Consider the following 25,907-nt stretch of genomic DNA (forward strand, 5'->3'; position numbering starts at 1 on the left):
TAAAGGAATCCGAAAAAGTTTTCAAATGAGCACCATTACAAGTTCCACACAAAATTTATTTAGGGTCATACTCGGACTACTGATGATGATGGCCGGTATTGGACACCTTACCTTTCAACGGGAGGAGTTTCAGGCCCAAGTGCCCCGATGGTTGCCTACAAGCGAAGCCTTTATGGATTTTGTTGTGGTAGCTTCGGGCGTTGTTGAGATACTTTTGGGACTCATAGTGGTCTTTTTGGTCAAACATAAGGTGAAAGCAGGCATTGCACTGGCCATTTTCTATGTGTTGATATTCCCTGGAAACATTTCACAATACACCAACGGAATCGACGCTTTTGGACTGGACACCGATCTTAAAAGATTCATCCGTCTGTTTTTTCAGCCCGTATTGATACTTTGGGCATTATGGTCCACCGGAGCATTAAAACATCTTATGAACAAACAAAAATAGCAGCTATGGAATTTTACAAGTTTAAAGCGGAACGATTGGACGGTACACATGAGTCCATGGAAAAATATAAAGGTAAAACCATTGTGGTTGTCAATACCGCCAGTAAGTGCGGATTGACACCCCAATATGAAGGTCTGGAAAATCTTTATAAAACTTACAAAGATCAAGGATTGGTCATTTTAGGATTTCCATGCAATCAATTTGGAAATCAAGAACCTGGTAGCGCCGAAGATATCCAAGAGTTTTGCCAAGTGAATTATGGGGTCTCTTTCCCCATGTTTGCCAAAATCGACGTCAATGGAAGCGATGCCCACCCTATTTTCAAGTATTTGAAATCGGAATTGAGCGGCCTATTGGGTGGAAAAATCAAATGGAACTTTACCAAATTCGTGATTGATAAAACAGGAAAGCCCGTAAAACGATTTGCGCCGACTACAGAACCCAGCTCTATGGAAAATTATATTCAGGGTATCCTTTGAAAAATCTCCTAAAACTTCAATTGTGCCTGCAAGGCCCCAGTTTCCTTGAGCATCGCCCGACCATCCCTAAAACTTAAATAAGTATGGCCTGCTTTTTTATTGGCTATACTGATGTTGCACAACATGCCCCAATGGCGGGCAACTTCCCGCCATGCCCAAAACAAGGAATGTTTGGGGTCATAAATATGAGTAGCCTCCCCTCCTGCCCCGTTCACTTCAATAATGCTGAAGTTCTTTCCTTGGCACAACTCCTCGAATGTATGGTAAAGCACATCCAATCGGCCATAATAAAAACCTTTCATTTGGGAACAAACCCCATCAATGGTTTGCCCCAACTCCTCATTGATGTTGTGGCTTATATCCACAAACTTGGCTCCTCGGGTATGGCTTCCGTAAGGCACCAAGATAAATTGCTCTCCCTTTTCCAAAACCTTTTGAAGCCCTTTGCCAAACTTCTGTTCCAGCACTTTTAACTGTAAGTGGCTTCGAGGATTCTTTTTGATAAGCTCTAACATGGTATGCTCACCGTCGCCTGTGATGGATAAAAATTCCTTGGATACAACTCCTGTTATCTTGCCATGTGTTTCATTGGGCTGGCGAACATAAAAAATACCCACCTCTTTTTGATACGGAATCAGTTCTTGCACCAAAAAATGGGAAGGACTCCAATCCACATAGTCCCGAAACTCATCCTTGTTGTGAATCTTTTCCACCCCAAAGGCCTTCATCCCAATATTCGGTTTGGCAATAAATGGGAAACTCATCCCTTGTTCCAACACACGTTCCAACGCCGATTGAGGGGACTCATCTTTATCAATAAATAGTGTTTTGGGAATAAACCGATCGGGAATCATATTATAAATATCCATTTTGGATATCATGGCCATACCTCCATTTTTCATTCCCGGATTGGCAGCGTTAAAAAAGAAAAAGGAACGCGCCTTAATGGAATAGTACAACCACACAGGAAACATGGGATAATAAATCAGCCAAAACGGCCAATATTCCCAATGGGTAATTCGATGCCATATTAGTTTTAGCGAATCCATGGCAATTAAAAAGTAAGTTGGCTAGGTGAAAAAGGCACCTCAAAAAATTTGTCGTTCAACAAATCCAAGTGGCGCATCACAATTTCCTCACTATCCAAAATGGCTTGGGTTACACTGAAAGTTTTTAGACCCGAATCCCGATCAATTATAAATCCGTTTTCAAAATCGTCATAATTATTAGAGTGAAAGTTGACCACCTCATTCGCAGATATTTGGGAATTTTCATCAATAAATCTCTGAAAAAGCTTTCTTCGGTGTTCAATTATCTCATCTTTATAAAGCGTAGCGGAAGACCAAATATGGTTTTTTGTTGCATCCAACGGTCTATAATATTTCTGATGGCCGTCCCATCTAAACTCCAGCAAGCTACCATTGAACAACACCAAGGTGAAAGGTTCTATGTGAAGGAGTGGCATTTCCTGAAGCAAATGATAAGGTTGTTCGGATGCGATTACATCCAAAAGCACCAAGCCCCGGCTACGGGCATAATTTCCAGTTGATGCGTGGTTCACGAAACCACCATTAAGAAGCACCGCCACCGAACCATTTTCGTTCAGGGCAAACCAAGTGCCGCCCGCTTTTGGATCCTTTGGAAAAAGCACCTTGACCGAACCTATGGTTTCCTCTTGTGGCTGCAAGGCCAAAGGTCTTGAAATATGTTCATCGCGGTTGGAGGTAATTAGTCGCCGACTCCCTGAAGATATAAAACTTACTGTGCACATGCCTTTCGGTATTGTAGGGTAGATGGTGCCACCCCAAAAGATTCCGGAATTTCTTGTTCTGAAAAATGCTTAATGCCCACTTTGATCAATGCCTGATGATGAATCGTATGCTCCAAATTATACATGACTTCCCTAAAATAATTGGAATCCATACAGTTTTCCTCTCCCGCCAACTCATAACTGATTTTGATGGCCTTATTCGGTTTTTTCAAATGCTCTTGAATGTATGTCAACCGATCCAGTGCATAATTCAAATCCTGTTCGATCTTTAGATTGCGTTCCCTACGATCATAGGAAACATCCGAAAGCTCGTATCCATGTATCAAACAAAGATATAGCTCTATAATATGCCGGGTGTGCTGCCCAATAGTGGCATTGGACAATATATGACATGATTGGGAATAACAATCTTTGGGCAGGTCGGCCAACACCTGCTTAAACTGCTCCAAAGTTTGCAAGGAAGAATTGAACATGATGTTTAGTTATTGGTTGTTTTATTCGTTTTTTGATGAATTTGAGTATAAGATAGAAAGAATATTCAATTCTTTATTTTCTCCCAATTTTTATCCGCTTGGGAAACTAAATTGTTGGGAGATGAGTTAAGCCAAAAATCCAAAGTGTTATTTTTCCCCCTGTTGTAAAATAGGTAAAGTTTTCCTTTTCTTATTTCATAGGTTTCGGGGTCCACATTTACCTTTTTACCGTTTATGGCCACAGCATACGCACAATAGCCTCCGTATTTGGGCACATAAGCAGATGGGTCATCCTTAAACGTATCCAAATTTTCCTGGTTATGAAACTTGAACATGGCTCCATCATAAATTGTAGAAAACTCCTTTTTTCCCTCCATTGGAACCCCAACAAAATACGATACCACATCATAACCGTTAACGGCGTACCCGTTCTTCGTATTGTAATCGGTGTTTTGGGCTAAACCACATGTTCCCATTACCAAAAAAAGAACCACTAAAATTTTATTCATAACACTCGGTTTACTATCCTCAGGCGTTCAAACAATTGCCCGAACAGATTAGTTTAGTCACGAAGAATGTGGATTCCTTTCAATATTTTTTGCCTTTCATCGAGGAATTTTCCAATTACGTCTAAACATTGTCAGTTACGGGTTTTATGGCGTACTAATCAACTACCTTGACCGTTAGAAAATTAAATTAGAAATCAGGATTTCACTTTCCCAAAGAGTGGTTCCTATCTAATAATACCTACTTAATGCGCTATTTAGTCCCCCATACATTATATAATAGGATAAGTATCCTTTTATTTCTGATTATATCCACCGTTTTCAACGCACAATCCCAGGAAAACATCAATGATGAGGATGTTGTTTCGTTACGTCCAATAACTTCGGTTTTACTGGCAGGGCAAAAAGACTATCGTTTTGAAGAAGTCAGGAACAATCCCAAGCTGGAGTTTGTTCCATTGACAAGTTTAAAGGAAAATCTGGGATTTTCAAGTGACAACTATTGGCTGACCTTTTCCTTGCAAAACACAACGAACCAATACAAACAATACTATTTGGAAACCGCACGCCCCATAACGGATGTGGTAAACCTATTTCTTGTTGATGACACCAATACCGTTGAAAAACAATATAGCGGCGATAAAATTCCCTTTTCCAAAAAAACGGTACAGCACAGAAAATCCATTTTTGATATAGGGCTTAGGCCAGGTCAAAAAATACAGGCCTACATCCACCTAAAAAGTGATGGCGAAGTAGTAATGTTTCCCATGAAACTTTATCAAGAGGCGAGTTTTTTAAACCTTACCTATAAAGAGCAGGTATTTTATGGCTTCTTTTATGGTATTTTGATTCTGGCTTGCATCATATACCTATTTTTCTTTTTCGCCCTAAAGGACAAGGCATTTATTTACTATGCGCTCTATGTGCTCTTTATAGCATTGATGCAATTTTCTTTGGATGGATTTTTTCATCAATATTTTACGCCGCAAGGTGGTTGGCTTTCAGACAGATCGGTTTTACTCACCGCATTTGTTTCGCTCTTTTTCTTTGGAAAATATGGGGATACTTTTCTTAACCTAAAGAAAAACAGTCCGTTTTTACATAATGCGAACAAAATAATGGGCCTGGCCATAGCCATTGGTGTTTTGCTTTTGGCCATACCATCCAATTTTGAGTATTGCTATCCTATGGCCAATGCAATCGGAATTTTGGTGCTGGTTCACATGATAGCCTCATTGGCCGTAATGAAGTTCAAAAAACAAAAGGTAGATATCTTCTTTGTAATCGGTATTTCCTTTTTGGTGCTAGGTTTTGTGGTTTTTATCCTGAACAATTTCAATACCATAGAAAACTCCTTTTTTACGAGCAACGGCACCAAATTCGGAATCGGTTTTGAGATCATATTCCTATCCATATCCATGAGCAATAGGATTCGAAATCTTCGGATGGAAAATGAGCAAAACCAAATGCTTGCACTACAGCGTGCAGAGGATATGAACGAAATAAAATCGTCCTTTTTATCCAATATCAGCCATGAGCTTCGAACGCCCCTCAACTTGATCATGGGCGTAGCTACCTCATTACAGGAAAATAAAGAGGAAGAAAATCTAGATGAAAAGTGTAAGATGCTTCTAAGTTCCTCAAAAAACTTATTGGGCTACATTGAGGATATATTGGACTTTACCGTGATTGAAAAAGGAGACCAAGAATTAAAAGAAGTCCCTTTTGATTTAAATGCTACGCTACAAAAGATTCTGAAATTACAGGAAAAGAAAGCAACGACAAAAGGCTTGGCTTTTAATACATTAATCTCAGATGATTTACCGGCCAGAATTGTTGGGGACAAAGCAAAATTGGCACAGATTCTCAACCATCTTTTGGACAACGCCGTAAAGTTCACTAATAAAGGAAGTGTAGCTATTGAAGTAGTCTGCAATAAAAAAGGTGACCGAGCTAAAATAGACTTCAGGATTAAAGACACGGGTATTGGTATTTCGGAAGAAAAAATGAGTACGATATTTGAGTCCTTTACCAAAAAGTCCTTTAGGGACAAGCGTGAGTTCAGCGGTTTAGGCTTGGGTCTTTACATCGTCAAAACCTACGTTGATCTCCAAAAAGGAACGATAAACCTTAAAAACAACCCAAAACAGGGCACTATTTGTGAGCTGAGCTTAGGCTTTGAGATTGATGAAGATAAAGCATCTGTTCCAGACAAATCCCAAGCATCGATTTCCAAGGTACAAATGGAAACCGGAAACATTCTGTATGTCGAGGACAACAAAATGAACCAGACCGTTGTAAAACTTTTATTTAAAAAGAATTGGACCAAGGCCAACCTGACCATCGCGAATAATGGAAAAGAGGCACTGGAAATAATGAAAGAAAAAACATTTGATATGATTCTAATGGATCTTCAAATGCCAGAAATGGACGGTTTTGAAACAACTTCCATGATTAGAAGTGGCAAGGCCAACTGCGATACACAAATTCCAATTATCGTGCTTACAGCCGACAACACCAGTCAAACCAGAAAAAAAATATTTGAACTGGGGGCAAACGATCTGGTTACCAAACCTGTTAACGGTCCACTACTTTTCTCCAAAATGAACAAAAACGCAACTATCAAAGCTATTGGCAAAGTTGCTTAGAGTTTAAACCAAAAAAGCACGCTGCAATAGCGTGCTTTTTTGGTTTAACTGTGACCGCGGAAGGATTCGAACCCTCAACCCTCAGAGCCGAAATCTGATATTCTATCCAGTTGAACTACGCGGCCGTCTTATTATTTTAAGAACTCAATTTATCTTTTACAATAGTGGAAATGGTCTTTCCATCGGCCTGTCCGGCCAATTCTTTGGAAACAATGCCCATTACCTTGCCCATGTCCTGCATACCGGTAGCTCCCACAGAATCAATGGTCATTACAACCACTTTTTCAATTTCCTCTTCGGTAAGCTGTTCGGGCAAAAACTTTTCTATTACGGCAACTTGGGCCAATTCTGGCTCCGCCAAATCCTCCCTGTCTTGTTCCTTGTAGATCACAGCGCTATCCTTGCGCTGTTTCACCAATTTTTGAACCAATTTAATCTCGTCTTCTTCCGATAGCCCAGCTCCACCGCCTTTATCGGTCTTTGCCAATAAAATGGCAGACTTCACAGCTCGCAAAGCTTCCAGGGTAACGGTGTCCTTTGCCTTCATTGCGGCCTTCATTTCTGTCATCACCTTTTCTTGCAAACCCATGTGTTCCAATTTAGTTCGCGAAGATAAAAAATAAACCCGAAAGTTTTTCCACTTCCGGGTTTATGGTTTCCATTAAAATGGAGTTAATTTAAACACTACTAATCAACATTATCGTGCAAAAAAGAGTTGTTGGACCGCAACTGTAGATCGTCGTTGCTGTCTTCTCCCAAGGTAGTCCTGGATACTCTCTGTTCTTTTGGAACATCATTCAGGTCCACCCCTTGGCGCTTATAAGCAGGCTCCTTTTCAATGTCGTCTATACTGTTCCTATTGTTCTGGAACTTATAATTAAAGTTTTTCAACTTTCTCCTACGTTCATCGGCACGATCTTTTAAGATATCGCTGATGGAACTGTTCATGGGGTCAAGACTACTAATGGTTTCTTCATTTTCACCTGAGCCCTTATTTTCACTTTTTTCTTCAACCTCTACTGTTTTCTTCTCAAAAACAAGCTCATTCTCCACCATTTTTGGTTCATGGGTTTCTGCTTTTGATTTGGCTCCGGTCAACTTTTCCTCCAACTCCATGTACTCTTCAAGGTCGTATCTGGTCTCCCCCTCTTTCTTGTATTCCAAAACAGGTTTTACCTCCACATAATCGTTCACTTCTACATCCCCTAAACCATCATCGTCCAAATTAAAGGTTACCGTATGCTCTTTCTCATCTTCACCTTCTTTGTCTTGGCTGTTTAGCGGCATATCAAAGCTTAATGTGAACTGGTCCTCATTGCTTTTTGACGGCACTTCCTCTGCATCAACTACATCTATATTGTTGATCACGTTTTTGGCTTCAATGATCACAAAGTCATCTTCCACTTGTTCAGCAAGCACTTCTTCATAGAATACGTTAAAGTTTCTGATGTAACTGGTTGTTGGGATCAAGTCTGGGTCCTTTGCCTTCATTTTAGGGGCATTTTGCTCTTGCTCCTCCTCCATATCCAAGGTGTGTTTTACCACTTGTGCTTCCGGTTCGGGAGTTGATTCTGGCTCAGGCTCGGGCTCGGGGGCCGTAGTTTTTTCAATTTTAACCTCCTGTACCGATGTGGCCTCTGGTGTTAAATCCTGCTCAGCGGTTTGCTCATCTTCCAAGGTGTAAAAAACCTTTTTGGACTCCGTATTTACAATATTGTCCTGTTGGTCCACATTAAAGCCCGTGGCGATAACTGTTACGGCAATGGCTTCGCCCAAGCTTTCGTCTTCACCGACACCCATAATAATATTGGCTCCATGACCTGCTTCAATCTGGATATGATCATTGATCTCACCGATTTCATCGATGGTAATTTCCTGAGAACCTGAAACAATGAGCAACAATACGTTTTTGGCGCCGTTGATCTTGTTATCGTTCAACAATGGCGAATCCAACGCTTTCATAATGGCCTCGGTGGCCCTTGCTGAACCTGATGCGGCAGCAGACCCCATGATGGCCGTACCACTATTGGAAAGTACGGTCTTTGCATCCCTAAGGTCAATATTTTGTGTGTAGTGATGGGTTATTACCTCTGCGATACCCCTAGCCGCAGTGGCCAAAACTTCATCTGCTTTAGAGAAACCGGCCTTAAACCCAAGATTACCGTATACTTCTCTAAGTTTGTTGTTGTTGATAACGATCAAGGAATCCACGTTGGCACGCAATTTCTCAATCCCCATTTGCGCCTGTTTGTTACGCATGGCCCCCTCGAACTGGAACGGCATGGTAACGATACCAACCGTAAGAACATCCATTTCCTTGGCGAGCTTTGCGAGTACAGGGGCAGCACCTGTACCGGTTCCACCACCCATTCCAGCAGTAATGAAAGCCATTTTGGTATTGTGCTCCAACATAGCCTTTAAATCGTCCATACTCTCCAAAGCGGCCTGTTCACCAATTTCTGGGTTGGCTCCAGCTCCCAATCCTTCGGTGAGGGATACCCCTAATTGAATCTTATTGGGAACGGCACTGTTTTGCAATGCCTGTGCATCGGTGTTGCAGATCACAAAATCCACTCCGTTGATACCGGCCTGGAACATGTGATTGATGGCATTGCTGCCACCGCCTCCTACTCCGATAACTTTAATTACGTTGCTTTTGTTCTTGGGCAAATCAAAAGCGATGTTGTCAAATTCAGTGTTCTTACTCATGACAGTTGTGTTTCTCTATTGGGGTTATTATTCTGCATTGTCCAAAAAGTCCTTCAACTTTTCTGACCATTTGTCAAAAATGGATTTTCTCTCCGTATGGGTAGCGGCTGCACTTGCTTTGGCACCCATATCGTTTTCTTGGCCAACCAAAACCTCTTCTTCATGCGCCTCCTCTTGGTGCGCTATCCGGTCTTTCTTTTTGGCCTCCAAGGAATTCATCAGCAATCCAACAGCTGTAGCGTACAATGGGCTCGCCACTTCCTCGTCCGAGTCTCCGGCAAGGTGCTCATTGGGGTAACCGATTCTTGTGTCCATACCGGTAATGTATTCCACCAATTGCTTTAAATGTTTCAATTGGCTACCACCACCCGTAAGTACAATTCCTGCGATCAATTTTTTCTTTTGTTCTTCGTGTCCGTAGTTTTTGATCTCCACATATACCTGCTCCACAATCTCCACAACACGGGCGTGGATAATTTTGGAAAGGTTTTTCAATGTGATTTCTTTGGGCTCACGGCCTCTTAGTCCAGGAATGGAAACGATTTCATTGTCCTTGTTCTCTCCTGGCCAAGCGGAACCAAATTTTATCTTCAATAGTTCGGCCTGCTTCTCAATAATGGAGCAGCCTTCTTTAATATCCTCGGTAATTACGTTACCTCCGAACGGGATTACGGAAGTGTGGCGGATAATTCCATCCTTAAAAATGGCAAGATCTGTGGTTCCACCACCTATGTCAATCAAGGCGACACCTGCTTCTTTTTCTTCTTGGCTCAAAACCGCATCTGCTGAGGCCAAAGGTTCCAACGTAATGTTCCCTAGATCCAAACCTGCACTTTTGATACACCTTCCAATATTTTTAATGGACGATACCTGCCCTACTACTACATGGAAATTGGCTTCCAACCGTCCACCGTACATACCAACGGGCTCTTTTATTTCGGATTGACCGTCCACTTTGTACTCCTGTGGCAATACATGGATGATCTCCTCCCCGGGAAGCATTACCAGTTTATACACTTGGTTGCACAATTTGTCCAGATCCTCGTTGTCTATGACTTCCTCAGAATTTGGCCTAGTGATATAATCGCTATGGTGCAGGCTTCGGATGTGCTGTCCTGCAATACCCACGACAACGGAACCAATTTTGAGTCCCGAATTTAATTCGGCCTGTTCCACCGCTTGTTGAATGGATGATATGGTCTGTGTGATATTGTTGACCACTCCACGGTGAACACCCAAACTTTTTGATCGTCCGGTGCCCAAAATTTCAATTTTTCCATACTCATTTTCCCTACCGATGATGGCTACGATCTTGGTAGTTCCAATATCCAATCCAACTGAATAATTACCTTGTTCCATAATTTAAATTTTGGTGCAAACCACTTGATTGTTGAATTCCAAACTAACTGTTACATAATCTTCCAAGGAATTGTCCTTGGCCGCCTTTGCATAAAAGGCCATAAAATTTTTGAACTTCTTGTTCAAATTGTCCACTCCGCCCAAGTTCACCACAAAATTTTCCATGCGGAACTTGAGCTGATATTTTCCTTCGTCCTCAATATGTATCCCAATGACATTCTTTCTCAGAAAATCATCATGGTTGATATAGTCCAAAATCACATAGGCATCCTCAAGGGTTTTACCTGTAATTTTCCCTGTGATTATGGGAACCCTTGCCGAATGATGTTTTGACAACGGCATGCGTTCGCCCTGATCATCCAAATAAAATCTGGAGACACCCTCTATTCTTCCAATTGGCTTTCGCTGAACTATCTTGGATACAAGTTCCCCGTTTACAGTAAGATAGACCTGGGCATTTTTGACCATATCATTGGATAGTATAATCTCCTCCATGGTATTCAAAACTAACTGTTCTTTGAGCGTGTTCTCGAGGGGTCCGTATTTTTGTATTAACAATTTATTAACCGCATCCTCAGTTAAATACAAATTATCTTCACCAACGAATTTTATAGTGACATCATTCACCTTTTTCTTTTGGTTTCTTTGATCGGCAAAACCGTAAAGCGCAACTACGGTTACCGACAAAAATGCCAGTTTTATGTGATCCCAATTAATGCGCATAACTCAATTCTTTTTTGATTTTCGGTACTTCCAGTCCAATATCCCCTGCACCAAGAGCAACCAATACTCCTGATTTGCAGTTCTTTACCTCTTTCAATAATGCTGATTTAGAAATCAGTTTTTTATTTGGGTTCTCTATTTTTTCCAAAAGCCATTGGGAGGTGACCCCTTCGATGGGCTCTTCCCTGGCAGGGTAAATGTCCAGCAAGATGATTTCATCAAAATCAGAAAGACTTGTTGCAAAATCATCCGCAAAATCTTGTGTACGCGAGAATAGGTGTGGCTGAAAAATCACCGTCACCTTTTGCCCTGGATGCATTTCACGAATTGCCTGATACACTGCACTGATCTCTGTCGGATGATGGGCATAATCATCGATAAACACAAAATCCTTTTCCTTGATTTGGTAGGAAAACCTACGCTGAACACCCTTAAAAGTCCCCAAAGCTTTGGCAAGGCGGTGTGGTGGGCAGCCAGTTTGCACCGCCATCGCAAAAGCAGCTAATCCATTGAGCAAATTGTGCCTTCCAGGTTTGTGGAACTGCACGTTCTTGATAATCTCAGAAGGCGTTACGAGATCAAATATGTAGGCTCCATGTTCAATTTCTATATTTTCTATACAGTAATCGGCACCATCATCAATACCAAAGGTGGTTCCCTCCAAAGGAAGCCCTTTGCGTACAAATAACTTTCCCCCAGGTTTGATTCGATCCACAAATTCATTGAACGAATGCTCCAATTCTTCTTTTGTGCCATAAATATCCAAATGATCGGCATCCATCGATGTGATGCAAGCAACTGTTGGCGTTAATCGTAAAAACGAACGATCGAACTCATCTGCCTCCACTACCGAATATTCTGTACCGTCCAATACAAAGTTGCTATCAAAGTCTTCGGAAATACCTCCTAAAAACGCAGTCATCGGCAATTCGCATTCCTTGAGTAGATGTGCCAAAATACAGGTCGTGGTAGTTTTACCATGTGTACCTGCAACGGCCAAACAGAATGAATCTTTGGTTATAATTCCGAGAACTTCGGAACGCTTTTTTATTGCAAATCCTTGGTGCTTGTAATATTGAAGTTCCGCATGTGTGGACGGTACTGCTGGGGTATAAACCACTAAGGTGTTTGGATGTTTGAAGGTGTCGGAGATCAAATCAACATTATCTTCAAAATGCACAGAAATACCCTTTTCCATCAAGTCGTCGGTGATAGGAGTCGGCGTGCGATCATAACCTGCCACCTCCTTGCCCACAAATTTGAAATAGCGTGCCAGGGCAGACATACCGATGCCTCCAATGCCAATAAAATAAACGCTATGAATATCCTTCAAATTCACTTCAACAACTTTTCAATTTCATCCACAATATGTTCCGTGGCCTTGGGCATGGCCATTTTTTTGATGTTTTTCCCCAATTTTGCCTGGGTCTCTTCTGATTCCATTAATTCAGAAAAACTATGTTCAAATTCAGCATCCAACTCATCTTCCCGCAGCATAATGGCTGCATCTTTGGCTACCAACGCCTTCGCATTTTGCGTTTGATGATCCTCTGCCACATTGGGCGATGGAATAAAAATCACAGGTTTACCCACCAAACAGAGTTCGGAGACCGATCCTGCACCCGCTCTTGAGATGATTACATCCGCAGCTGCGTAGGCAAAATCCATTCGGTTGACAAAGGCCAACACCTTGATCGTATCCGACTCGTATTTTTTGTATTCTTCATGATACAGTTTGCCACATTGCCAAAGCACTTGCAACCCTTGATTTTTGAAAAAGTCAAGCTCCTTTTCAATCAACTGGTTGATTCTTCGGGCACCAAGGCTACCTCCTAGTACTAAAACCGTTTTTTTGTCACCATCGAGCCCAAAAAAAGCAGCTGCTTCCTGTTTTCCTTCCTTTATCGTTACCAAATCGGTTCGGATGGGGTTTCCAGTTTTCACGATCTTTTCTTTCGGAAAAAAGCGCTCCATGCCATCATAGGCCACGCAAATCTTCTCTGCTTTTCCCGCCAATAGCTTGTTGGTGATTCCCGCAAAGGAATTCTGTTCTTGCAGCACGCAGGGGACACCAGCGCTTTCGGCCATCCGCAACAATGGTCCACTTGCAAAACCTCCTGTACCAATGGCCACATGGGGCTTGAACTGTTTCACTATTTTGCGCGCTTCTAACAAACTACTTATCAGTTTAAATGGAAACATGAGATTTTTCAATGTCAGCTTCCGTTGTATTCCACTTATCCACAAGCCCTTTATTTCATATCCTGCTTGCGGTACTTTTTCCATTTCCATTTTATCCTTTGCTCCCACGAACAAAAACTGTGCATCTGGATATCTCCTCTTCAACTCGTTCGCAATGGCCACGGCCGGATAAATATGTCCTCCCGTTCCTCCTCCAGAAAGTATAAACCTATATCTGTCCACTTAACACTTCTAAAGGGTTTGTTTCATCTATTCCATGGGATTGCTCCTCTAAATTTTCTTTTTTATTGCTGGCACTCAACACAATTCCAATGGCCATACAGGTCATCCAAATAGATGTCCCGCCCATACTGATCAATGGCAAAGGCTGACCCGTAACCGGAAACAATTGTACCACAACGGCCATATTGATGAACGCCTGAAACACAATGGGCAGCCCGACCCCTATCACCAATAATTTTGAAAACACAGTTTTAGACGAATGTGCCACGACCACGATACGGAACAGCAGGAGTAGATAGAAAAAGAGCAAAGCTCCGCCTCCCAGCAATCCATACTCTTCAATAATAATGGCAAAAATGAAATCGGATGTACTCTGGGACAACATGTTCTTCATTACACTCTTTCCCGCTCCTTTGCCCACAACGCCCCCTTCGGCAACTGCAATTTGGGCCAGGGTCAATTGATGCAGGTCATCCTTATCGGCTTGCTCAGGGTGAATAAAGGTCTCTATTCTCGATTTCCAGGTTCCGGCACGTTGTGGCAAAACCTCAGGTGCTTTGAACAGCACAAATAGAAACATGCCCGCCAGCACGATTCCAGTCCCCGCCATGGCGAACAAATATTTTAAAGGATATCCGCCCAAAAAACACAACACCAAAGCCATAAAACTGATAATGGCCGCCGTTGAGAAGTTTTCGGGCAAAATCAAGAGCACCACCAAAGCCACAGGCAACCATAAAGGCAGAATACTTTCTTTGAAGGTTATCTTAACATCTTTGATCTTCGTCAGATACCTGGCAATCCAAATCATTAAAACAACCGCAGCCAATGTCGATGTCTGGAAATTGACCCCGACCAATGGAATTTTTATCCAACGGTTTGCCGTTACCCCACCAATCCGTGTTTCCACTGTCAAAGTGTAAATCAATAATAGGATAACGATGGGCATGGCAATAATGGAAAGCCCTTTGAAATAATGCGTAGGTATCCTGTGGACGGCATAGATTATACCGAAGCCCAAAAACAGCAGCACAGCATGTTTTACCAAATGTCCCAAAGTGGTCCCGTCACCGTTAACATAGACCAAATTGGTACTGGCACTGTACACCGGCAAAAATGAGAAAAGTGCCAACAGGGCCACTACGCCCCAAATAGCTTTATCACCTTTCAGATTTTTGAAAATTGCCAACACGTTTTACAGGTTTTTTATCGCGTTTTTAAATTGATCTCCTCTATCTTCATAATTTTTGAAAAGGTCGAAACTTGCACAGGCCGGGGACAGCAAAACAGCATCTCCTCGCTCTGCAACTTTGTAGGCCACCTTTACGGCCTCTTCCATGGAATAGGTCTCCACCATAAGGTCGATTACGTTCCCAAAAGCATCTATCAACTTGGAGTTGTCCACTCCCAGGCAAATGATAGCCTTCACCTTTTCCCGCACCAGTGGCATCAACTCGGAATAATCGTTTCCCTTATCCACTCCACCGGCAATCCAAATTATCGGCTTTTTGATACCGTCAAGGGCATAAAAAGTCGCATTAACATTGGTTGCCTTGGAGTCGTTGATGTACTCCACATGGTTTATTTTCAACACATTCTCCAGTCTGTGGGGCACGCCCTGAAAAGACTGAATACTCTGGCGAATTGTCTCTTTTCTGACCTTAACCAGCATGGCTGCCATGCTTGCCGCCATTGTGTTTTTTACGTTGTGCTGACCTTCCAAGGCCAAAATATCTTCACTCATTTCCAAGGTTTTATTTTCTAATTTTATTGTTATCGTTTTATCTTTCAACCAAGCTCCCTCTTTCAATTCCCGCTTTAGCGAAAAGGGCAATAATTTGGATTGAACTGGGTGTTTTTTCAACCAATCCTGAATCACTTCATCATCGGCATCATAAATCAGATAATCATCTTCATCCTGATTCATAGCGATTCTGAATTTGGATGCGATATAGTTTTCAAATTTGTACTCATACCTATCCAAATGATCGGGCGTTATGTTGGTGATCATCGCGATGTGTGGTTTAAAATCCACAATACCATCTAACTGAAAGCTGCTGATCTCCAGGACATAGTGCTCAAAGTCTTGTTCGGCCACCATTTTAGCATAGCTATCACCAATGTTTCCAGCCATACCTACGTTCAGCCCACCATCTTTTAAAATATGGTAGGTCAACATGGTTGTCGTTGTTTTTCCATTACTGCCCGTGATTCCAATAAGGGTTGCATCTGTATATTTTGACGCGAACTCTATCTCCGAAATCACTGGAACACCTTTTTGGACCAGTGTTTTGACTAAAGGCACGTTATCTGGAATACCCGGACTCTTCATCACCACATCGGCATTCAAAATCTTGGCTTCGGTATGTTCACCAGACTCCCATTCAATCTCAAAATGTTCAAGAACTTTTTTATATTTCTCCTTTATTTCGCCCTTATCCGAAACAAAGACCTCAAATCCTTTTTGCTGACCTAAAATGGCGGTTCCAACGCCACTTTCCCCTCCTCCAAGTATCACCAAGCGGCCCATTTTTATCGAATTTTAAGTGTAACAATGCTGATAATGGCCAGCATGATTCCTATAATCCAAAAACGGGTTACTATTTTACTCTCGTGATATGATTTTTTCTGATAATGATGGTGTAATGGAGCCATCAAAAATATACGCTTCCCTTCGCCATATTTTTTCTTGGTGTGCTTAAAATAACCCACTTGCAACATCACCGACAGTGACTCTGCAAAGAAGATTCCGCATAAAATCGGGATCAACAATTCTTTTCTTACGATAATGGCAATTACCGCGATAACGCCACCAATGGTCAAACTACCTGTATCTCCCATAAATACCTGGGCAGGGTAGGTGTTGTACCATAAAAATCCGACCAGTGCCCCTACAAAAGCGGCAATGAAAACCACCAATTCACCAACCCTGGGCAAGTAGAAAATATCCAGGTAGTCCGAGAATTCAATATTGCCCGACACCCAAGCAAAAATTCCCAAGGTCAGGACAATTATGGCCGACGAACCAGCCGCGAGACCGTCTATCCCGTCGGTTAAATTGGCGCCGTTCGATACGGCGGTGACGATAAGGATTACAACGGGTATAAAAATGAGCCATGCATAGTCTTCCGCACCTTCACCGATCCACGAGATAAAATCTGCATAATCGAGTTCGTTGTTCTTAAAAAAGGGCACATTGGTTCGGACAGCTTTGGTCTCCTCACCAAACACTCTTTCTACTTTAAAATTTTCGGTAATCGTTGATGTATCCTTCTCCTTGATGGTCACCGCTGGATGAAAGTATAGGGTAATGCCAACAATCAATCCAAGTCCTACCTGCCCCATTACCTTAAATCTACCTTTGAGACCCTCTTTATCCTTCTTGAAGATTTTGATGTAATCGTCGATAAAGCCGATAATTCCCATCCAAACAGTGGTAACGATCAAAAGAATTACATAAATATTTTTGATGTCTGCGAAAAGAATGACGGGCAACAAGGTGGACATTATGATGATCAAACCTCCCATAGTGGGTGTCCCAGCTTTTTGCTTTTGCCCTTCCAGACCAAGGTCGCGGATACTTTCACCAATCTGTTTTTTCTGTAGAAACAGAATAATTCGCTTTCCGTAGACCATGGCGATCAATAGGGACAACAATACGGACATTGCCGCTCTGAAGGTGAGGAACTGAAAAAGTCCGGCACCTGGCAGTTGGTATTGCTTCTCTAAATATTCGAATAAGTAGTATAACATGGACTACACTATTTTTTTAGGCTCTCCAGAGCTTCTTTTACTTCTTTAAAATCATCAAAATCCACCCTGACACCATTGGTCTCCTGATAGGTCTCATGGCCTTTTCCCGCCACGAGAATTATATCGTTGGCCACAGCAAGTTTACATGCTGTTTTTATGGCCTGTTTTCTATTTTCGATGGACAATACCTTTCGAACATTTTGAGCCTCCACTCCTGCTTCCATCTCTTCAATAATGGTAGTAGGCGATTCTGTTCTCGGGTTGTCGGATGTAAAAATGGCCTGGTCGCTCATTTCTGAAGCGATATGACCCATAACCGGACGCTTAGACTTGTCACGGTCACCACCACACCCCACTACGGTGATGACGTTTTCATTTCCAGTCCTCAATGCATTGATTGTAACCAATACATTTTTAAGTGCGTCCGGCGTATGGGCATAATCAACAATAGCCGTTATTTTATCTTTTGATATGTAATATTGAAACCTGCCATCCACGTTCTCCAACTCGCTCATCAGTCTGAGGATTTCCATTTTTTCGAGACCCAGAATATCGGCAGTGGCGTAAATGGCTAGTAAATTATAAGCATTAAAATCCCCAATAAGTTTGGTCCACAACTCATTGTCGTCAACCTTTAACAATTGACCGTTGAATTGCTTTTCCAAGATCTGTGCCCTGTAATCAGCAAAGGATTTTAAAGCGTAGGTATATTTTTTGGCCTTAGTGTTCTGTAACATCACCAAACCATTTTTATCGTCTATGTTGACCAAGGCAAAAGCAGTCTTGGGCAATCCATCGAACAATTTTTTCTTGGTATCCCGATATTCGGCAAAGGTTTTATGGTAATCCAAATGATCATGGGATAAATTGGTGAAGATGGCCCCTTCAAAAAATAGTCCTTTTGCTCTTTTTTGATGGATCCCATGCGAACTCACTTCCATAAAACAGAACTCCACCCCAACATCGTTCATGATGGACAAGTATTTATTGATGGTAAGCACATCCGGAGTGGTGTGGGTAGCTTTATATTCTTTATCATCTACCAATACTTTAATTGTAGAGATCAACCCCACTTTAAACCCGGCCTTTTTAAAGAGATTATACAAGAGCGTGGTTACCGTGGTCTTGCCATTGGTACCGGTAACACCAACCAATTTTAGATTTTTGGAAGGGTTATCGTAAAAGTTGGAAGCGATCACAGCCAAGGCACTATTGCAATTATCAACCTGCAAGTAGGTGACCCCATTGACCATAATTTTTGGAAGCTCCTCGCACACAATGGCCCTTGCTCCGGAATCCACTGCTTTTTGGATGAATTTATGTCCATCGGTAACGGTACCACGAATAGCAACGAACACATCATCCATTTCGACCTTCCTGGAATCGAAATGAACATTGTTCACCATTACGTTGGTATCTCCGCTCACCGCTGAGAGACTTACTCCATACAATATGTCCTTCAGTAACTTCATGAAAGCTCCAACACTATTTTTTTGACCTGTTTGATATTGGTCCCTTGGTTTACCGATTGATTTTTAACCTTTCCATTGCCGTGCACCTCCACTTCGATTCCCAAATTTTCCAAAAGGGAAACGGCATCCATTCCACTCATGCCCTTTACATTGGGCACGGTATTATATTTTTTCTGGACTTTGGCATAATACTGCTGGTAGTCTTTATCCAAATCCTTGTCTTCCATAATTCTGCCATCTACCTCATCCACCATTGGTGAAATGGCGTGTATTTTTTGTGCCATGGACTTAAAAACAGGACCGGACACGTCAGCCCCGTAATACCCTTCATCCTTGTCTGGTTCATGAATGACCACTATGCAGGAATATTTGGGGTTATCCGCAGGAAAGTACCCTGCGAACGAGGAGATATAAGCCAATTTATCCGGGTTTTTCTCCACGTAGTTTTTTTGTGTAGTTCCCGTTTTACCTGCCATGGAAAAATTTTTGGAATACATCCTATGCCCCGTACCATAATCCCTCTCCACTACGTCTTTCAACAATTGCTGAGCCTTTTTAACGGTCTCATCGGAACAAATGGAGGGATTCAAAACTTCTTTGCCAAATCGCTTCAATACCTTGTTGCCCTCTCGTACTTCTTGAATCAATCGAGGTTTTACATATTCCCCATCATTGGCTATGGCATTGTAAAAGGCCAAGGTTTGAATCGGTGTCAGCGACACTTCGTAACCGTGCGACATCCAACCCAGAGAAATTCCTGACCAACCTTTATCCCCAGGGTAACGAATTACAGGGTCACCTTCACCAATAATAGGTAGACCTAATTTTTTATGAAGTCCCATATTCATAAGGCGGTTCACAAATTTTTCAGGTTGTTCCTTATAGTTTTCATTGATGATTTTTGCAAAAGCCGTGTTGGATGAAACCGCAAAAGCTTTGGCTACCGTAATTTCACCATAACCGCCCCATTTGGAATCCTTTACAACACCATCATAAATACGGTATCTTCCGTTTTCGGTATCGATGACCGTACTGGTGTCCACAACCTTATCTTCCAAAGCGGCCACCATGGACATCAATTTAAAAGTAGAACCAGGCTCATGGGATTCACCTACCGCATAGTTCAGTTTTTCATAATATTTTCCTTCGGAAGTCCTGCCCAAATTGGAAATCGCCTTAATTTCACCGGTTTCGGTTTCCATCACTACCACACAACCGTGGTCGGCCTTATATCGTTCCAATTGCTTTAACAATTCGTGATGGGCGATATCCTGAATATTGACATCGATGGTCGAAACCACATCCAATCCATCTTGCGGCTCCACTATATTGTCCAGACCTACAGGCTTCCACTGCCCCTTGGCTATTTTCTGCTTTAATCGTTTACCTTCCTTGCCGCGCAAATAAGATTCTCCAAAGGCACCGTCCAATCCTACGCGGGTGTAGTATCCGTTTTCGTCCACACGCTCGTAACCAATGCTTCTGGCGGCCATTTTACCCAAAGGATATTCACGAACCACACGATGTGTTTCAATAAAGCCTCCTTTATAAGGTCCCAGGTTGAACAATGGAAATTGTTTGATCCGTACATAATCCAAATACCCCACATTACGGGCTACCAACTTGTATCGATTACCATTGGCTCTCGCTTTACGGAACAATTGTCTGTAATAGGACGATGGCCTATCGAACAATTTGCCCAAGGAATCGGATAGTGCGGCCACATGGTTCTCAAAGTTTTCCTGAGAAACGGTCTTAGCGTCAAACCTGATTTCATATTTAGGAACGGATGCCGCCAACAAACTACCATCTTCGGAATATAGGTTTCCACGATTGGGCTCAATGGTAAACATCTTTTCGGTCTTGCTCAGCGCAAGCTCCTTATATTTTTCGCCCTGCACCATTTGAATATCCACCAACTTGACCACAACGGCAATGGCCAACATAAGAAGGCCTCCCGCTACGAGGTAAAGTCTGTTCATGATATTTTTTTCGGTAATGGCCACTATTCCGCTGATTTTACTTTTATTTTTTTTGGTGGGTTTTGCGATGGCGTCAATCCTTTTTCGGCGACCACCTCGCGCAGGGTAGATTCGAGTTTCAGTTGCTGTACATTGGAACGAGCCTCAAAAAATTCACTTTTAAGTTTTCGCACTTCTTCGTTCAACTCGGCAATCTCCAAAACTTTTTTATCGGCATTATGGCTGCTGGAAATCATCAGGGCAGCCAAGAAAGAGGCGAACAACAAAAACATCCAGTTCTTGGGAGCATCGCCGCTCACCAAAAACTTTCCTTTTAGTATGTCCAGTAATCCTTTTCTCATTTTGCGTTCCTTTTGTCATTCCCGTGCATTCGGTAATCTATCCTTCAATCATCTTTCGACAGCACTCAAGATGACATTTCAACTACACCTTTATATTTTTTCCGCAATGCGAAGCTTTGCACTTCTTGCCCTATTGTTATTGGCTATTTCTTCTGCTGATGGAACAATCAATCCTCCTACCTTTTTTAAAGGGACATTGATATTCCCATAAAAATCCTTTTCTGGCTCGCCGTCAAACTTACCGGCACGGATAAAGCGTTTAGCCAATCTGTCCTCCAAGGAATGATAACTGATCAAACTCAAACGACCTCCTTCTTTCAACACTTCGGGTACCTGTTCCAAAAATTCCTTGAGCACCTCAATTTCTTGGTTCACCTCTATCCTGATAGCTTGATAGATTTGCGCCAAAATTTTGTTCTCCTTCATTTTTGGCAAAAACTTGCTCAGCACCTTTTTTAGGTCGTCTGTTGTTTTGATGGGCTCTTCCGATCTAGCCGCAACTATTGCCCTGGCCATGGCTTTTGCATTTCGCAATTCACCATACTGAAAAAGAACCGACGCCAAATCTTCTTGGGAATAGGTGTTCACCACCTTATAGGCCGATAATTCGTTTTTTTTGTCCATCCGCATATCCAAATCCGCATTGAAACGAATGGAGAAACCGCGCTCGGCTTCATCGAACTGATGGGAGGAAACCCCAAAATCCGCCAAGATTCCATCAACTTTCCGAATGCCATAGAACTTTAAAAACTGTTTGAGGTAGCGAAAATTCTGATTGATCAACTGAAACCTTTCATCATCCAATGTATTTTGAAGGGCATCCTCATCTTGATCAAATGCGAACAATTTTCCGCCATCACCCAATCTTTTCAAAATTTCTTTGGAGTGCCCACCGCCACCAAAGGTGACATCCACATACACTCCATCTTCTTTTATATTCAACCCATCCACCGACTCTTTCAGCAACACTGGGTTGTGATACGCACTACTCATCGTCATCAAAAATCTCCTCGGCCAGGTCAGCATAATCCTTCTCGCCCTCTGCCAAGACTTTCTCGTACATATCCTTGTTCCAAATCTCGATTTTGTCAAAAACCGCATTCAGAACCACCTCTTTCTCGATCCCAGCAAACTCCACTAAGTTTTTTGGAATCTGCAATCTTCCGGAATCCCCGTCAATGCTGACTTCCTTCATTCCCGCAACAAAATTCCTCACAAAAGCATCGTACTTTCGATTGATTTTGCTTTTCTTCATCACTTTTTGCATAAGAACATCAAACTCAGCTTTGGGGTACAATTCCAAACATTGCTGAAAAACAGACCGCTTGATCACAAACCCATCCTTTAAAACAGGCAAAAGCTGGTTCTTCAAAGAAATGGGCAATAACACCCTTCCTTTGGAGTCCGCTTTACAATCATGTTGTCCTATGATATGGGTCACTAGAAATCAATTGGTTAGTTAATACAACTCAAATATATAGATTTTATTTCCACATTTCTCCACTTAATACCACTTTTGTTAATAAATTATCCACTTTTGGACAAAATCCCGTGGTTTGGACCTCAAAATGGAACTTGAGATCGATGTACCGAGTTGAGACATGATTTGACTCGAATGAAAAAACTTGTACCAGTTATATCAAAACCTGAAATCTTTGTGATATGAAATTCCTATATTTGCGCCTCTTACTACCAACTGACTATAGATGGAAGAGCATTTAATTGAGGATGGCAAATACCGATATATAGAAAAGGGAGATGGCACTCCTATGATCATATTGCACGGTTTGATGGGAGGCTTGAGCAACTTCCAAGGGGTATCCGAATATTTTCCACCTAAAGGATATCAAGTATTGATTCCCGAATTGCCTATTTACGATATGCCATTATTAAAGACCACGGTAAAAAACTTTGCCACGTTCTTGGAAGGGTTTATTGAACACAAGGGTTTGAAGGATGTTATCTTGCTTGGGAATTCCCTGGGCGGACACATTGGACTTTTGCATACCAAAATGTTCCCTGAAATGGTCAAGGCTTTGGTAATCACAGGAAGTTCAGGACTTTATGAGAGCGCTATGGGTGATGGGTATCCGAAGCGCGGTGATTACGAATTCATTAAAAAGAAGGCCGAAGACGTATTTTATGACCCAAAAGTGGCGACCAAAGAAATTGTGGACGAGGTTTTTGCAACGGTCAACGATAGAATGAAGTTGGTAAAGACCCTGGCCATTGCCAAGAGTGCAATTCGCCACAATATGTCCAAAGACCTGCCCCACATGAATACGCCAACATGTATTATTTGGGGAGAAAACGATACGGTAACCCCGCCGAATGTGGCCAAGGAATTCCACGAATTGTTGCCCGACTCCGATTTATATTGGATAGAGAAATGTGGCCATGCCCCTATGATGGAACACCCTAACGACTTTAACCGTATTCTGGAAGCTTGGTTGGAAAAAAGGGGATTTTAGATTCTAGAGTCCCGTATTGGGATAGTGGACCGGAAATTAGTGCATCCATATTTCCATATAAGGATTTAGATAGGACTTCTATAATCTAGCAGCTAACATCTATTTAAAATGAAAATTACCTCAGCAGAATTTGTGATGAGCAACTCGAATGTTGCCAAATGCCCCAACGAGCCCTTACCTGAATATGCATTTATTGGCAGGTCCAACGTAGGGAAATCATCGTTGATCAATATGCTGGTAGAACGAAAAGCGTTGGCCAAAACCTCGGGCAGACCTGGAAAGACGCAACTCATTAACCATTTTAAGATCAACAACAATTGGTTTTTGGTGGATTTGCCCGGTTACGGTTATGCACGGGTTTCCAAAAAAGACAAAAAAACCTTTCAGAAATATATTACGGATTATTTCCAAAAAAGAAAGCAACTGGTATGTGGTTTTGTATTGGTGGATATCCGTCATGATCCACAACCTGTGGACTTGGAGTTTATGGAATGGCTGGGCACAAACCAGATTCCATTCGCTATAATTTTCACCAAAGCGGACAAACTCAAGCCCAACGCCATAGAAAGGCAGACGAACGCCTATCTCCAAAAATTATTGGAAGGTGCCTGGGAGGAAGCTCCTCCACATTTCACCACTTCATCGACCAACCGTATGGGGAGAGAGGAACTTTTAGAATTTATAGATGGTATAAACCAAGAGTTTTTCCAGAGCAATTCCCAATAATTAAGTCCTGCTTTCTTGATCGACTAAAAAGGTAAGGTTATATTGATTTTTACGACTAAAGCAAACCTAAAAACAAAAACCTATAAAATGAAATCTGTATTGCACAAAGCCGCAACTCGAGGACACGCTGACCATGGCTGGTTGAATTCGCACCACACCTTTAGTTTTGCTGGATATCACGATCCTGAACGTATGCATTTTGGAGTATTGCGGGTTCTTAACGATGACCAAGTGGCTCCCGGTAGAGGTTTTGGAACACACCCGCACGACAATATGGAAATTATCTCCATTCCTTTAGAAGGTGATTTGGAGCATAAAGACAGTATGGGCAATACCACAACCATTAAAGAAGGAGATGTACAGGTGATGAGTGCCGGCACCGGTATTCAGCATAGTGAATACAACAAAAACAACGACCAAGAAGTGAAGTTTCTTCAAATTTGGATCTTCCCGAATCAAAGAAACGTGGAACCTAGATATGATCAAATATCCATTCGGGATATTGAAAAGAAAAATGCTTTCTATCAAGTGCTTTCCCCGAATCCCGAGGACGAAGGAGTTTGGGTACATCAAGATGCTTGGTTCCATTTGGGGAAATTTGATGCAGGCGCTTCAGATTCCTATCAAATAAAAAAAGAAGGCAATGGCGTTTACGCCTTTATTTTGGATGGAGAAGTTGAGATTGATGGCCAAAAACTGGAAAAAAGAGATGGTTTTGGTATATGGGATACCGATTCGTTCAACTGTAAAGCAACAACAGCCAGCAGGGTCTTGCTCATGGAAGTCCCCATGAGTCTGGACACTATTGGAAGATAATCCATTCAACTTATTTTCGTTAAAAAAGCCCCGAATCGGGGCTTTTTTATTGCTTAAAGGTCTGTAAAATCAAACGTATCGCATCATGTTATGATTTTAGGTATTTTTAAAACCACTAAACACCATCGACACATGATTAAAAATATCTGTTTGGGAATCCTTTGTTTTATTTCCGTACAACTATCGGCACAAGGAGAATTTTACCCGCCAAAAGTTGAAATATCCGATTATACCCTATCCAGGTTTTTGACCGAACTCACCTTGGCCGTTGGCAAAAAGGACCAGGATTTTATCCTCGAACATTTGGACCCGAACATCCTCAATAGTTTTGGAGGCGATGGAGGTATCGAAGAATTCACGATGTATTGGGACTTTAAATCGGACTCCACTAAATTCTGGGAGGTCATGGAAAATATCCTTTTGATCGGCGGCCCCAGTTTTGATGTTTCAAAAGATAACAACAGCTACTATTTACCCTTTACCTTTACGGATTGGCCAGAACAGTACGATGCTTTTGAACACTACTTGGTTTTGGGCAATAATGTAAATGTAAGGAGCAAACCGACCACCGAAAACTCTGAGGTTCTTGGGCAACTCAGCTATCAAATTGTAAAAATATCCGATCCCGAGGGCGAAATACTTTCAGAAAATAACCACTGGCTCAACATAACTACGGTGGACAATGGGCTTTCGGGATTTGTTTATGGGAAATTCTTGATATCCCCCATTGGCTATCGGTTGGGATTGATCAAAACCGAAAATGGCTGGAAAATTAATATGTTGGTGGCCGGGGATTGATCTGA

General features: G+C 42.0%; 25 protein-coding genes and 1 tRNA gene. 7 read left to right on the top strand and 19 right to left on the bottom strand.

Translation table 11 applies throughout. The features are described from left to right. The first annotated feature begins 25 nt into the window (after nucleotides 1–25). Both J0654_RS14615 and J0654_RS14620 read left to right on the top strand, forming a co-directional pair. Complete coding sequence (locus J0654_RS14615; protein ID WP_207029852.1) at nucleotides 26–451, top strand: DoxX family protein; 426 nt, start codon at nucleotides 26–28, stop codon at nucleotides 449–451. A gap of 5 nt (nucleotides 452–456) precedes the next feature. Further along, on the top strand, nucleotides 457–930 hold the full coding sequence (locus tag J0654_RS14620) for a glutathione peroxidase (protein WP_207029853.1): 474 nt from the start codon (nucleotides 457–459) through the stop codon (nucleotides 928–930). An 8-nt stretch (nucleotides 931–938) separates the two neighbouring features. On the opposite strand, the gene J0654_RS14625 is transcribed toward J0654_RS14620, so the two are convergent. From J0654_RS14625 to J0654_RS14640, 4 genes are all read right to left on the bottom strand, one after another. After that, nucleotides 939–1,979, bottom strand: a complete 1,041-nt coding sequence (locus J0654_RS14625) for an ATP-grasp domain-containing protein (RefSeq protein WP_207029854.1) — start codon at nucleotides 1,977–1,979, stop codon at nucleotides 939–941. A gap of 5 nt (nucleotides 1,980–1,984) precedes the next feature. After that, nucleotides 1,985–2,701 (bottom strand): NRDE family protein, encoded by a 717-nt coding sequence (locus J0654_RS14630; RefSeq protein ID WP_207029855.1) that lies wholly within the window; start codon nucleotides 2,699–2,701, stop codon nucleotides 1,985–1,987. Then, nucleotides 2,689–3,174, bottom strand: a complete 486-nt coding sequence (locus tag J0654_RS14635) for a DinB family protein (RefSeq protein ID WP_207029856.1) — start codon at nucleotides 3,172–3,174, stop codon at nucleotides 2,689–2,691. The genes J0654_RS14630 and J0654_RS14635 overlap by 13 nt, the downstream gene beginning before the upstream one ends. A gap of 65 nt (nucleotides 3,175–3,239) precedes the next feature. Further along, entirely contained in the window at nucleotides 3,240–3,683 is a 444-nt protein-coding gene (locus J0654_RS14640) for a YHS domain-containing (seleno)protein (RefSeq protein ID WP_207029857.1), read from the bottom strand. Nucleotides 3,684–3,928: 245 nt separating this feature from the next. Between J0654_RS14640 and J0654_RS14645 the strand changes: the two genes are divergently transcribed. Further along, nucleotides 3,929–6,328, top strand: coding sequence for a hybrid sensor histidine kinase/response regulator (locus J0654_RS14645; protein ID WP_207029858.1), 2,400 nt, complete (start codon nucleotides 3,929–3,931; stop codon nucleotides 6,326–6,328). A 51-nt stretch (nucleotides 6,329–6,379) separates the two neighbouring features. Here the strand turns inward: J0654_RS14645 and J0654_RS14650 are convergent. The 15 genes from J0654_RS14650 to J0654_RS14720 form a co-directional block, all read right to left on the bottom strand. After that, nucleotides 6,380–6,453, bottom strand: a tRNA-Arg gene (locus J0654_RS14650). Nucleotides 6,454–6,464: 11 nt separating this feature from the next. Then, a complete protein-coding gene (locus J0654_RS14655) occupies nucleotides 6,465–6,917 on the bottom strand; it encodes a GatB/YqeY domain-containing protein (protein ID WP_207029859.1) in 453 nt (150 codons plus the stop codon). Between the two features lie 98 nt (nucleotides 6,918–7,015). Beyond that, nucleotides 7,016–9,037, bottom strand: coding sequence for a cell division protein FtsZ (ftsZ, locus tag J0654_RS14660; protein ID WP_207029860.1), 2,022 nt, complete (start codon nucleotides 9,035–9,037; stop codon nucleotides 7,016–7,018). Between the two features lie 27 nt (nucleotides 9,038–9,064). Next, nucleotides 9,065–10,396 (bottom strand): cell division protein FtsA, encoded by a 1,332-nt coding sequence (gene ftsA / locus J0654_RS14665; protein ID WP_207029861.1) that lies wholly within the window; start codon nucleotides 10,394–10,396, stop codon nucleotides 9,065–9,067. 3 nt (nucleotides 10,397–10,399) lie between these two features. Next, a complete protein-coding gene (locus J0654_RS14670; RefSeq protein WP_207029862.1) occupies nucleotides 10,400–11,119 on the bottom strand; it encodes a cell division protein FtsQ/DivIB in 720 nt (239 codons plus the stop codon). After that, nucleotides 11,109–12,458: a UDP-N-acetylmuramate--L-alanine ligase gene (murC, locus tag J0654_RS14675; protein WP_207029863.1), complete on the bottom strand. Its 1,350-nt coding sequence runs from the start codon at nucleotides 12,456–12,458 to the stop codon at nucleotides 11,109–11,111. The genes J0654_RS14670 and murC overlap by 11 nt, the downstream gene beginning before the upstream one ends. Beyond that, the gene (gene murG / locus J0654_RS14680) at nucleotides 12,455–13,543 is read right to left on the bottom strand and encodes an undecaprenyldiphospho-muramoylpentapeptide beta-N-acetylglucosaminyltransferase (RefSeq protein ID WP_207029864.1); all 1,089 of its coding nucleotides are present in this window, start codon (nucleotides 13,541–13,543) and stop codon (nucleotides 12,455–12,457) included. The genes murC and murG overlap by 4 nt, the downstream gene beginning before the upstream one ends. Next, nucleotides 13,530–14,735, bottom strand: coding sequence for an FtsW/RodA/SpoVE family cell cycle protein (locus J0654_RS14685; RefSeq protein WP_207029865.1), 1,206 nt, complete (start codon nucleotides 14,733–14,735; stop codon nucleotides 13,530–13,532). Before J0654_RS14685 ends, murG begins: the two co-directional genes overlap by 14 nt. 3 nt (nucleotides 14,736–14,738) lie before the next feature. Next, a complete protein-coding gene (gene murD, locus J0654_RS14690) occupies nucleotides 14,739–16,073 on the bottom strand; it encodes a UDP-N-acetylmuramoyl-L-alanine--D-glutamate ligase (RefSeq protein ID WP_207029866.1) in 1,335 nt (444 codons plus the stop codon). Nucleotides 16,074–16,075: 2 nt separating this feature from the next. Continuing rightward, complete coding sequence (gene mraY / locus J0654_RS14695) at nucleotides 16,076–17,296, bottom strand: phospho-N-acetylmuramoyl-pentapeptide-transferase (protein ID WP_207029867.1); 1,221 nt, start codon at nucleotides 17,294–17,296, stop codon at nucleotides 16,076–16,078. 8 nt (nucleotides 17,297–17,304) lie between these two features. Then, a complete protein-coding gene (locus tag J0654_RS14700; RefSeq protein ID WP_207029868.1) occupies nucleotides 17,305–18,768 on the bottom strand; it encodes a UDP-N-acetylmuramoyl-L-alanyl-D-glutamate--2,6-diaminopimelate ligase in 1,464 nt (487 codons plus the stop codon). Further along, nucleotides 18,765–20,774, bottom strand: a complete 2,010-nt coding sequence (locus J0654_RS14705) for a penicillin-binding protein (RefSeq protein ID WP_207029869.1) — start codon at nucleotides 20,772–20,774, stop codon at nucleotides 18,765–18,767. Before J0654_RS14705 ends, J0654_RS14700 begins: the two co-directional genes overlap by 4 nt. Continuing rightward, complete coding sequence (locus J0654_RS14710; protein ID WP_207029870.1) at nucleotides 20,774–21,091, bottom strand: FtsL-like putative cell division protein; 318 nt, start codon at nucleotides 21,089–21,091, stop codon at nucleotides 20,774–20,776. The genes J0654_RS14705 and J0654_RS14710 overlap by 1 nt, the downstream gene beginning before the upstream one ends. 90 nt (nucleotides 21,092–21,181) lie before the next feature. Beyond that, complete coding sequence (gene rsmH, locus J0654_RS14715; protein ID WP_207029871.1) at nucleotides 21,182–22,084, bottom strand: 16S rRNA (cytosine(1402)-N(4))-methyltransferase RsmH; 903 nt, start codon at nucleotides 22,082–22,084, stop codon at nucleotides 21,182–21,184. Further along, nucleotides 22,077–22,532 (bottom strand): division/cell wall cluster transcriptional repressor MraZ, encoded by a 456-nt coding sequence (locus tag J0654_RS14720; RefSeq protein ID WP_207029872.1) that lies wholly within the window; start codon nucleotides 22,530–22,532, stop codon nucleotides 22,077–22,079. The genes rsmH and J0654_RS14720 overlap by 8 nt, the downstream gene beginning before the upstream one ends. A 265-nt stretch (nucleotides 22,533–22,797) precedes the next feature. Here J0654_RS14720 and J0654_RS14725 point away from each other — a divergent pair, with 265 nt between their 5' ends. The 4 genes from J0654_RS14725 to J0654_RS14740 all read left to right on the top strand — a co-directional run bounded on the left by J0654_RS14725 (nucleotide 22,798) and on the right by J0654_RS14740 (nucleotide 25,902). Next, nucleotides 22,798–23,562, top strand: a complete 765-nt coding sequence (locus tag J0654_RS14725) for an alpha/beta fold hydrolase (protein WP_207029873.1) — start codon at nucleotides 22,798–22,800, stop codon at nucleotides 23,560–23,562. A 108-nt stretch (nucleotides 23,563–23,670) separates the two neighbouring features. Next, nucleotides 23,671–24,288, top strand: coding sequence for a ribosome biogenesis GTP-binding protein YihA/YsxC (yihA, locus tag J0654_RS14730; RefSeq protein ID WP_207029874.1), 618 nt, complete (start codon nucleotides 23,671–23,673; stop codon nucleotides 24,286–24,288). Nucleotides 24,289–24,375: 87 nt separating this feature from the next. Then, nucleotides 24,376–25,104, top strand: coding sequence for a pirin family protein (locus J0654_RS14735; RefSeq protein WP_207029875.1), 729 nt, complete (start codon nucleotides 24,376–24,378; stop codon nucleotides 25,102–25,104). Between the two features lie 132 nt (nucleotides 25,105–25,236). Further along, nucleotides 25,237–25,902 carry an SH3 domain-containing protein gene (locus J0654_RS14740; protein ID WP_207029876.1) on the top strand — a complete coding sequence of 222 codons (666 nt, stop codon included), beginning with the start codon at nucleotides 25,237–25,239 and terminating at the stop codon, nucleotides 25,900–25,902. The last annotated feature ends 5 nt before the right edge of the window (nucleotides 25,903–25,907 follow it).

Origin of the sequence: Flagellimonas profundi, from assembly GCF_017313275.1 — a bacterium.
Classification (GTDB): domain Bacteria; phylum Bacteroidota; class Bacteroidia; order Flavobacteriales; family Flavobacteriaceae; genus Flagellimonas; species Flagellimonas profundi.

Coding starts and splice junctions, on each gene's coding strand:
- J0654_RS14615 (WP_207029852.1), top strand. CDS start 26: ATGAGCACCATTACAAGTTCCACACAAAATTTATTTAGGGTCATACTC.
- J0654_RS14620 (WP_207029853.1), top strand. CDS start 457: ATGGAATTTTACAAGTTTAAAGCGGAACGATTGGACGGTACACATGAG.
- J0654_RS14625 (WP_207029854.1), bottom strand. CDS start 1,979: ATGGATTCGCTAAAACTAATATGGCATCGAATTACCCATTGGGAATAT.
- J0654_RS14630 (WP_207029855.1), bottom strand. CDS start 2,701: ATGTGCACAGTAAGTTTTATATCTTCAGGGAGTCGGCGACTAATTACC.
- J0654_RS14635 (WP_207029856.1), bottom strand. CDS start 3,174: ATGTTCAATTCTTCCTTGCAAACTTTGGAGCAGTTTAAGCAGGTGTTG.
- J0654_RS14640 (WP_207029857.1), bottom strand. CDS start 3,683: ATGAATAAAATTTTAGTGGTTCTTTTTTTGGTAATGGGAACATGTGGT.
- J0654_RS14645 (WP_207029858.1), top strand. CDS start 3,929: ATGCGCTATTTAGTCCCCCATACATTATATAATAGGATAAGTATCCTT.
- J0654_RS14655 (WP_207029859.1), bottom strand. CDS start 6,917: ATGGGTTTGCAAGAAAAGGTGATGACAGAAATGAAGGCCGCAATGAAG.
- ftsZ (WP_207029860.1), bottom strand. CDS start 9,037: ATGAGTAAGAACACTGAATTTGACAACATCGCTTTTGATTTGCCCAAG.
- ftsA (WP_207029861.1), bottom strand. CDS start 10,396: ATGGAACAAGGTAATTATTCAGTTGGATTGGATATTGGAACTACCAAG.
- J0654_RS14670 (WP_207029862.1), bottom strand. CDS start 11,119: ATGCGCATTAATTGGGATCACATAAAACTGGCATTTTTGTCGGTAACC.
- murD (WP_207029866.1), bottom strand. CDS start 16,073: ATGGGCCGCTTGGTGATACTTGGAGGAGGGGAAAGTGGCGTTGGAACC.
- mraY (WP_207029867.1), bottom strand. CDS start 17,296: ATGTTATACTACTTATTCGAATATTTAGAGAAGCAATACCAACTGCCA.
- J0654_RS14700 (WP_207029868.1), bottom strand. CDS start 18,768: ATGAAGTTACTGAAGGACATATTGTATGGAGTAAGTCTCTCAGCGGTG.
- J0654_RS14710 (WP_207029870.1), bottom strand. CDS start 21,091: ATGAGAAAAGGATTACTGGACATACTAAAAGGAAAGTTTTTGGTGAGC.
- rsmH (WP_207029871.1), bottom strand. CDS start 22,084: ATGAGTAGTGCGTATCACAACCCAGTGTTGCTGAAAGAGTCGGTGGAT.
- J0654_RS14725 (WP_207029873.1), top strand. CDS start 22,798: ATGGAAGAGCATTTAATTGAGGATGGCAAATACCGATATATAGAAAAG.
- yihA (WP_207029874.1), top strand. CDS start 23,671: ATGAAAATTACCTCAGCAGAATTTGTGATGAGCAACTCGAATGTTGCC.
- J0654_RS14735 (WP_207029875.1), top strand. CDS start 24,376: ATGAAATCTGTATTGCACAAAGCCGCAACTCGAGGACACGCTGACCAT.
- J0654_RS14740 (WP_207029876.1), top strand. CDS start 25,237: ATGATTAAAAATATCTGTTTGGGAATCCTTTGTTTTATTTCCGTACAA.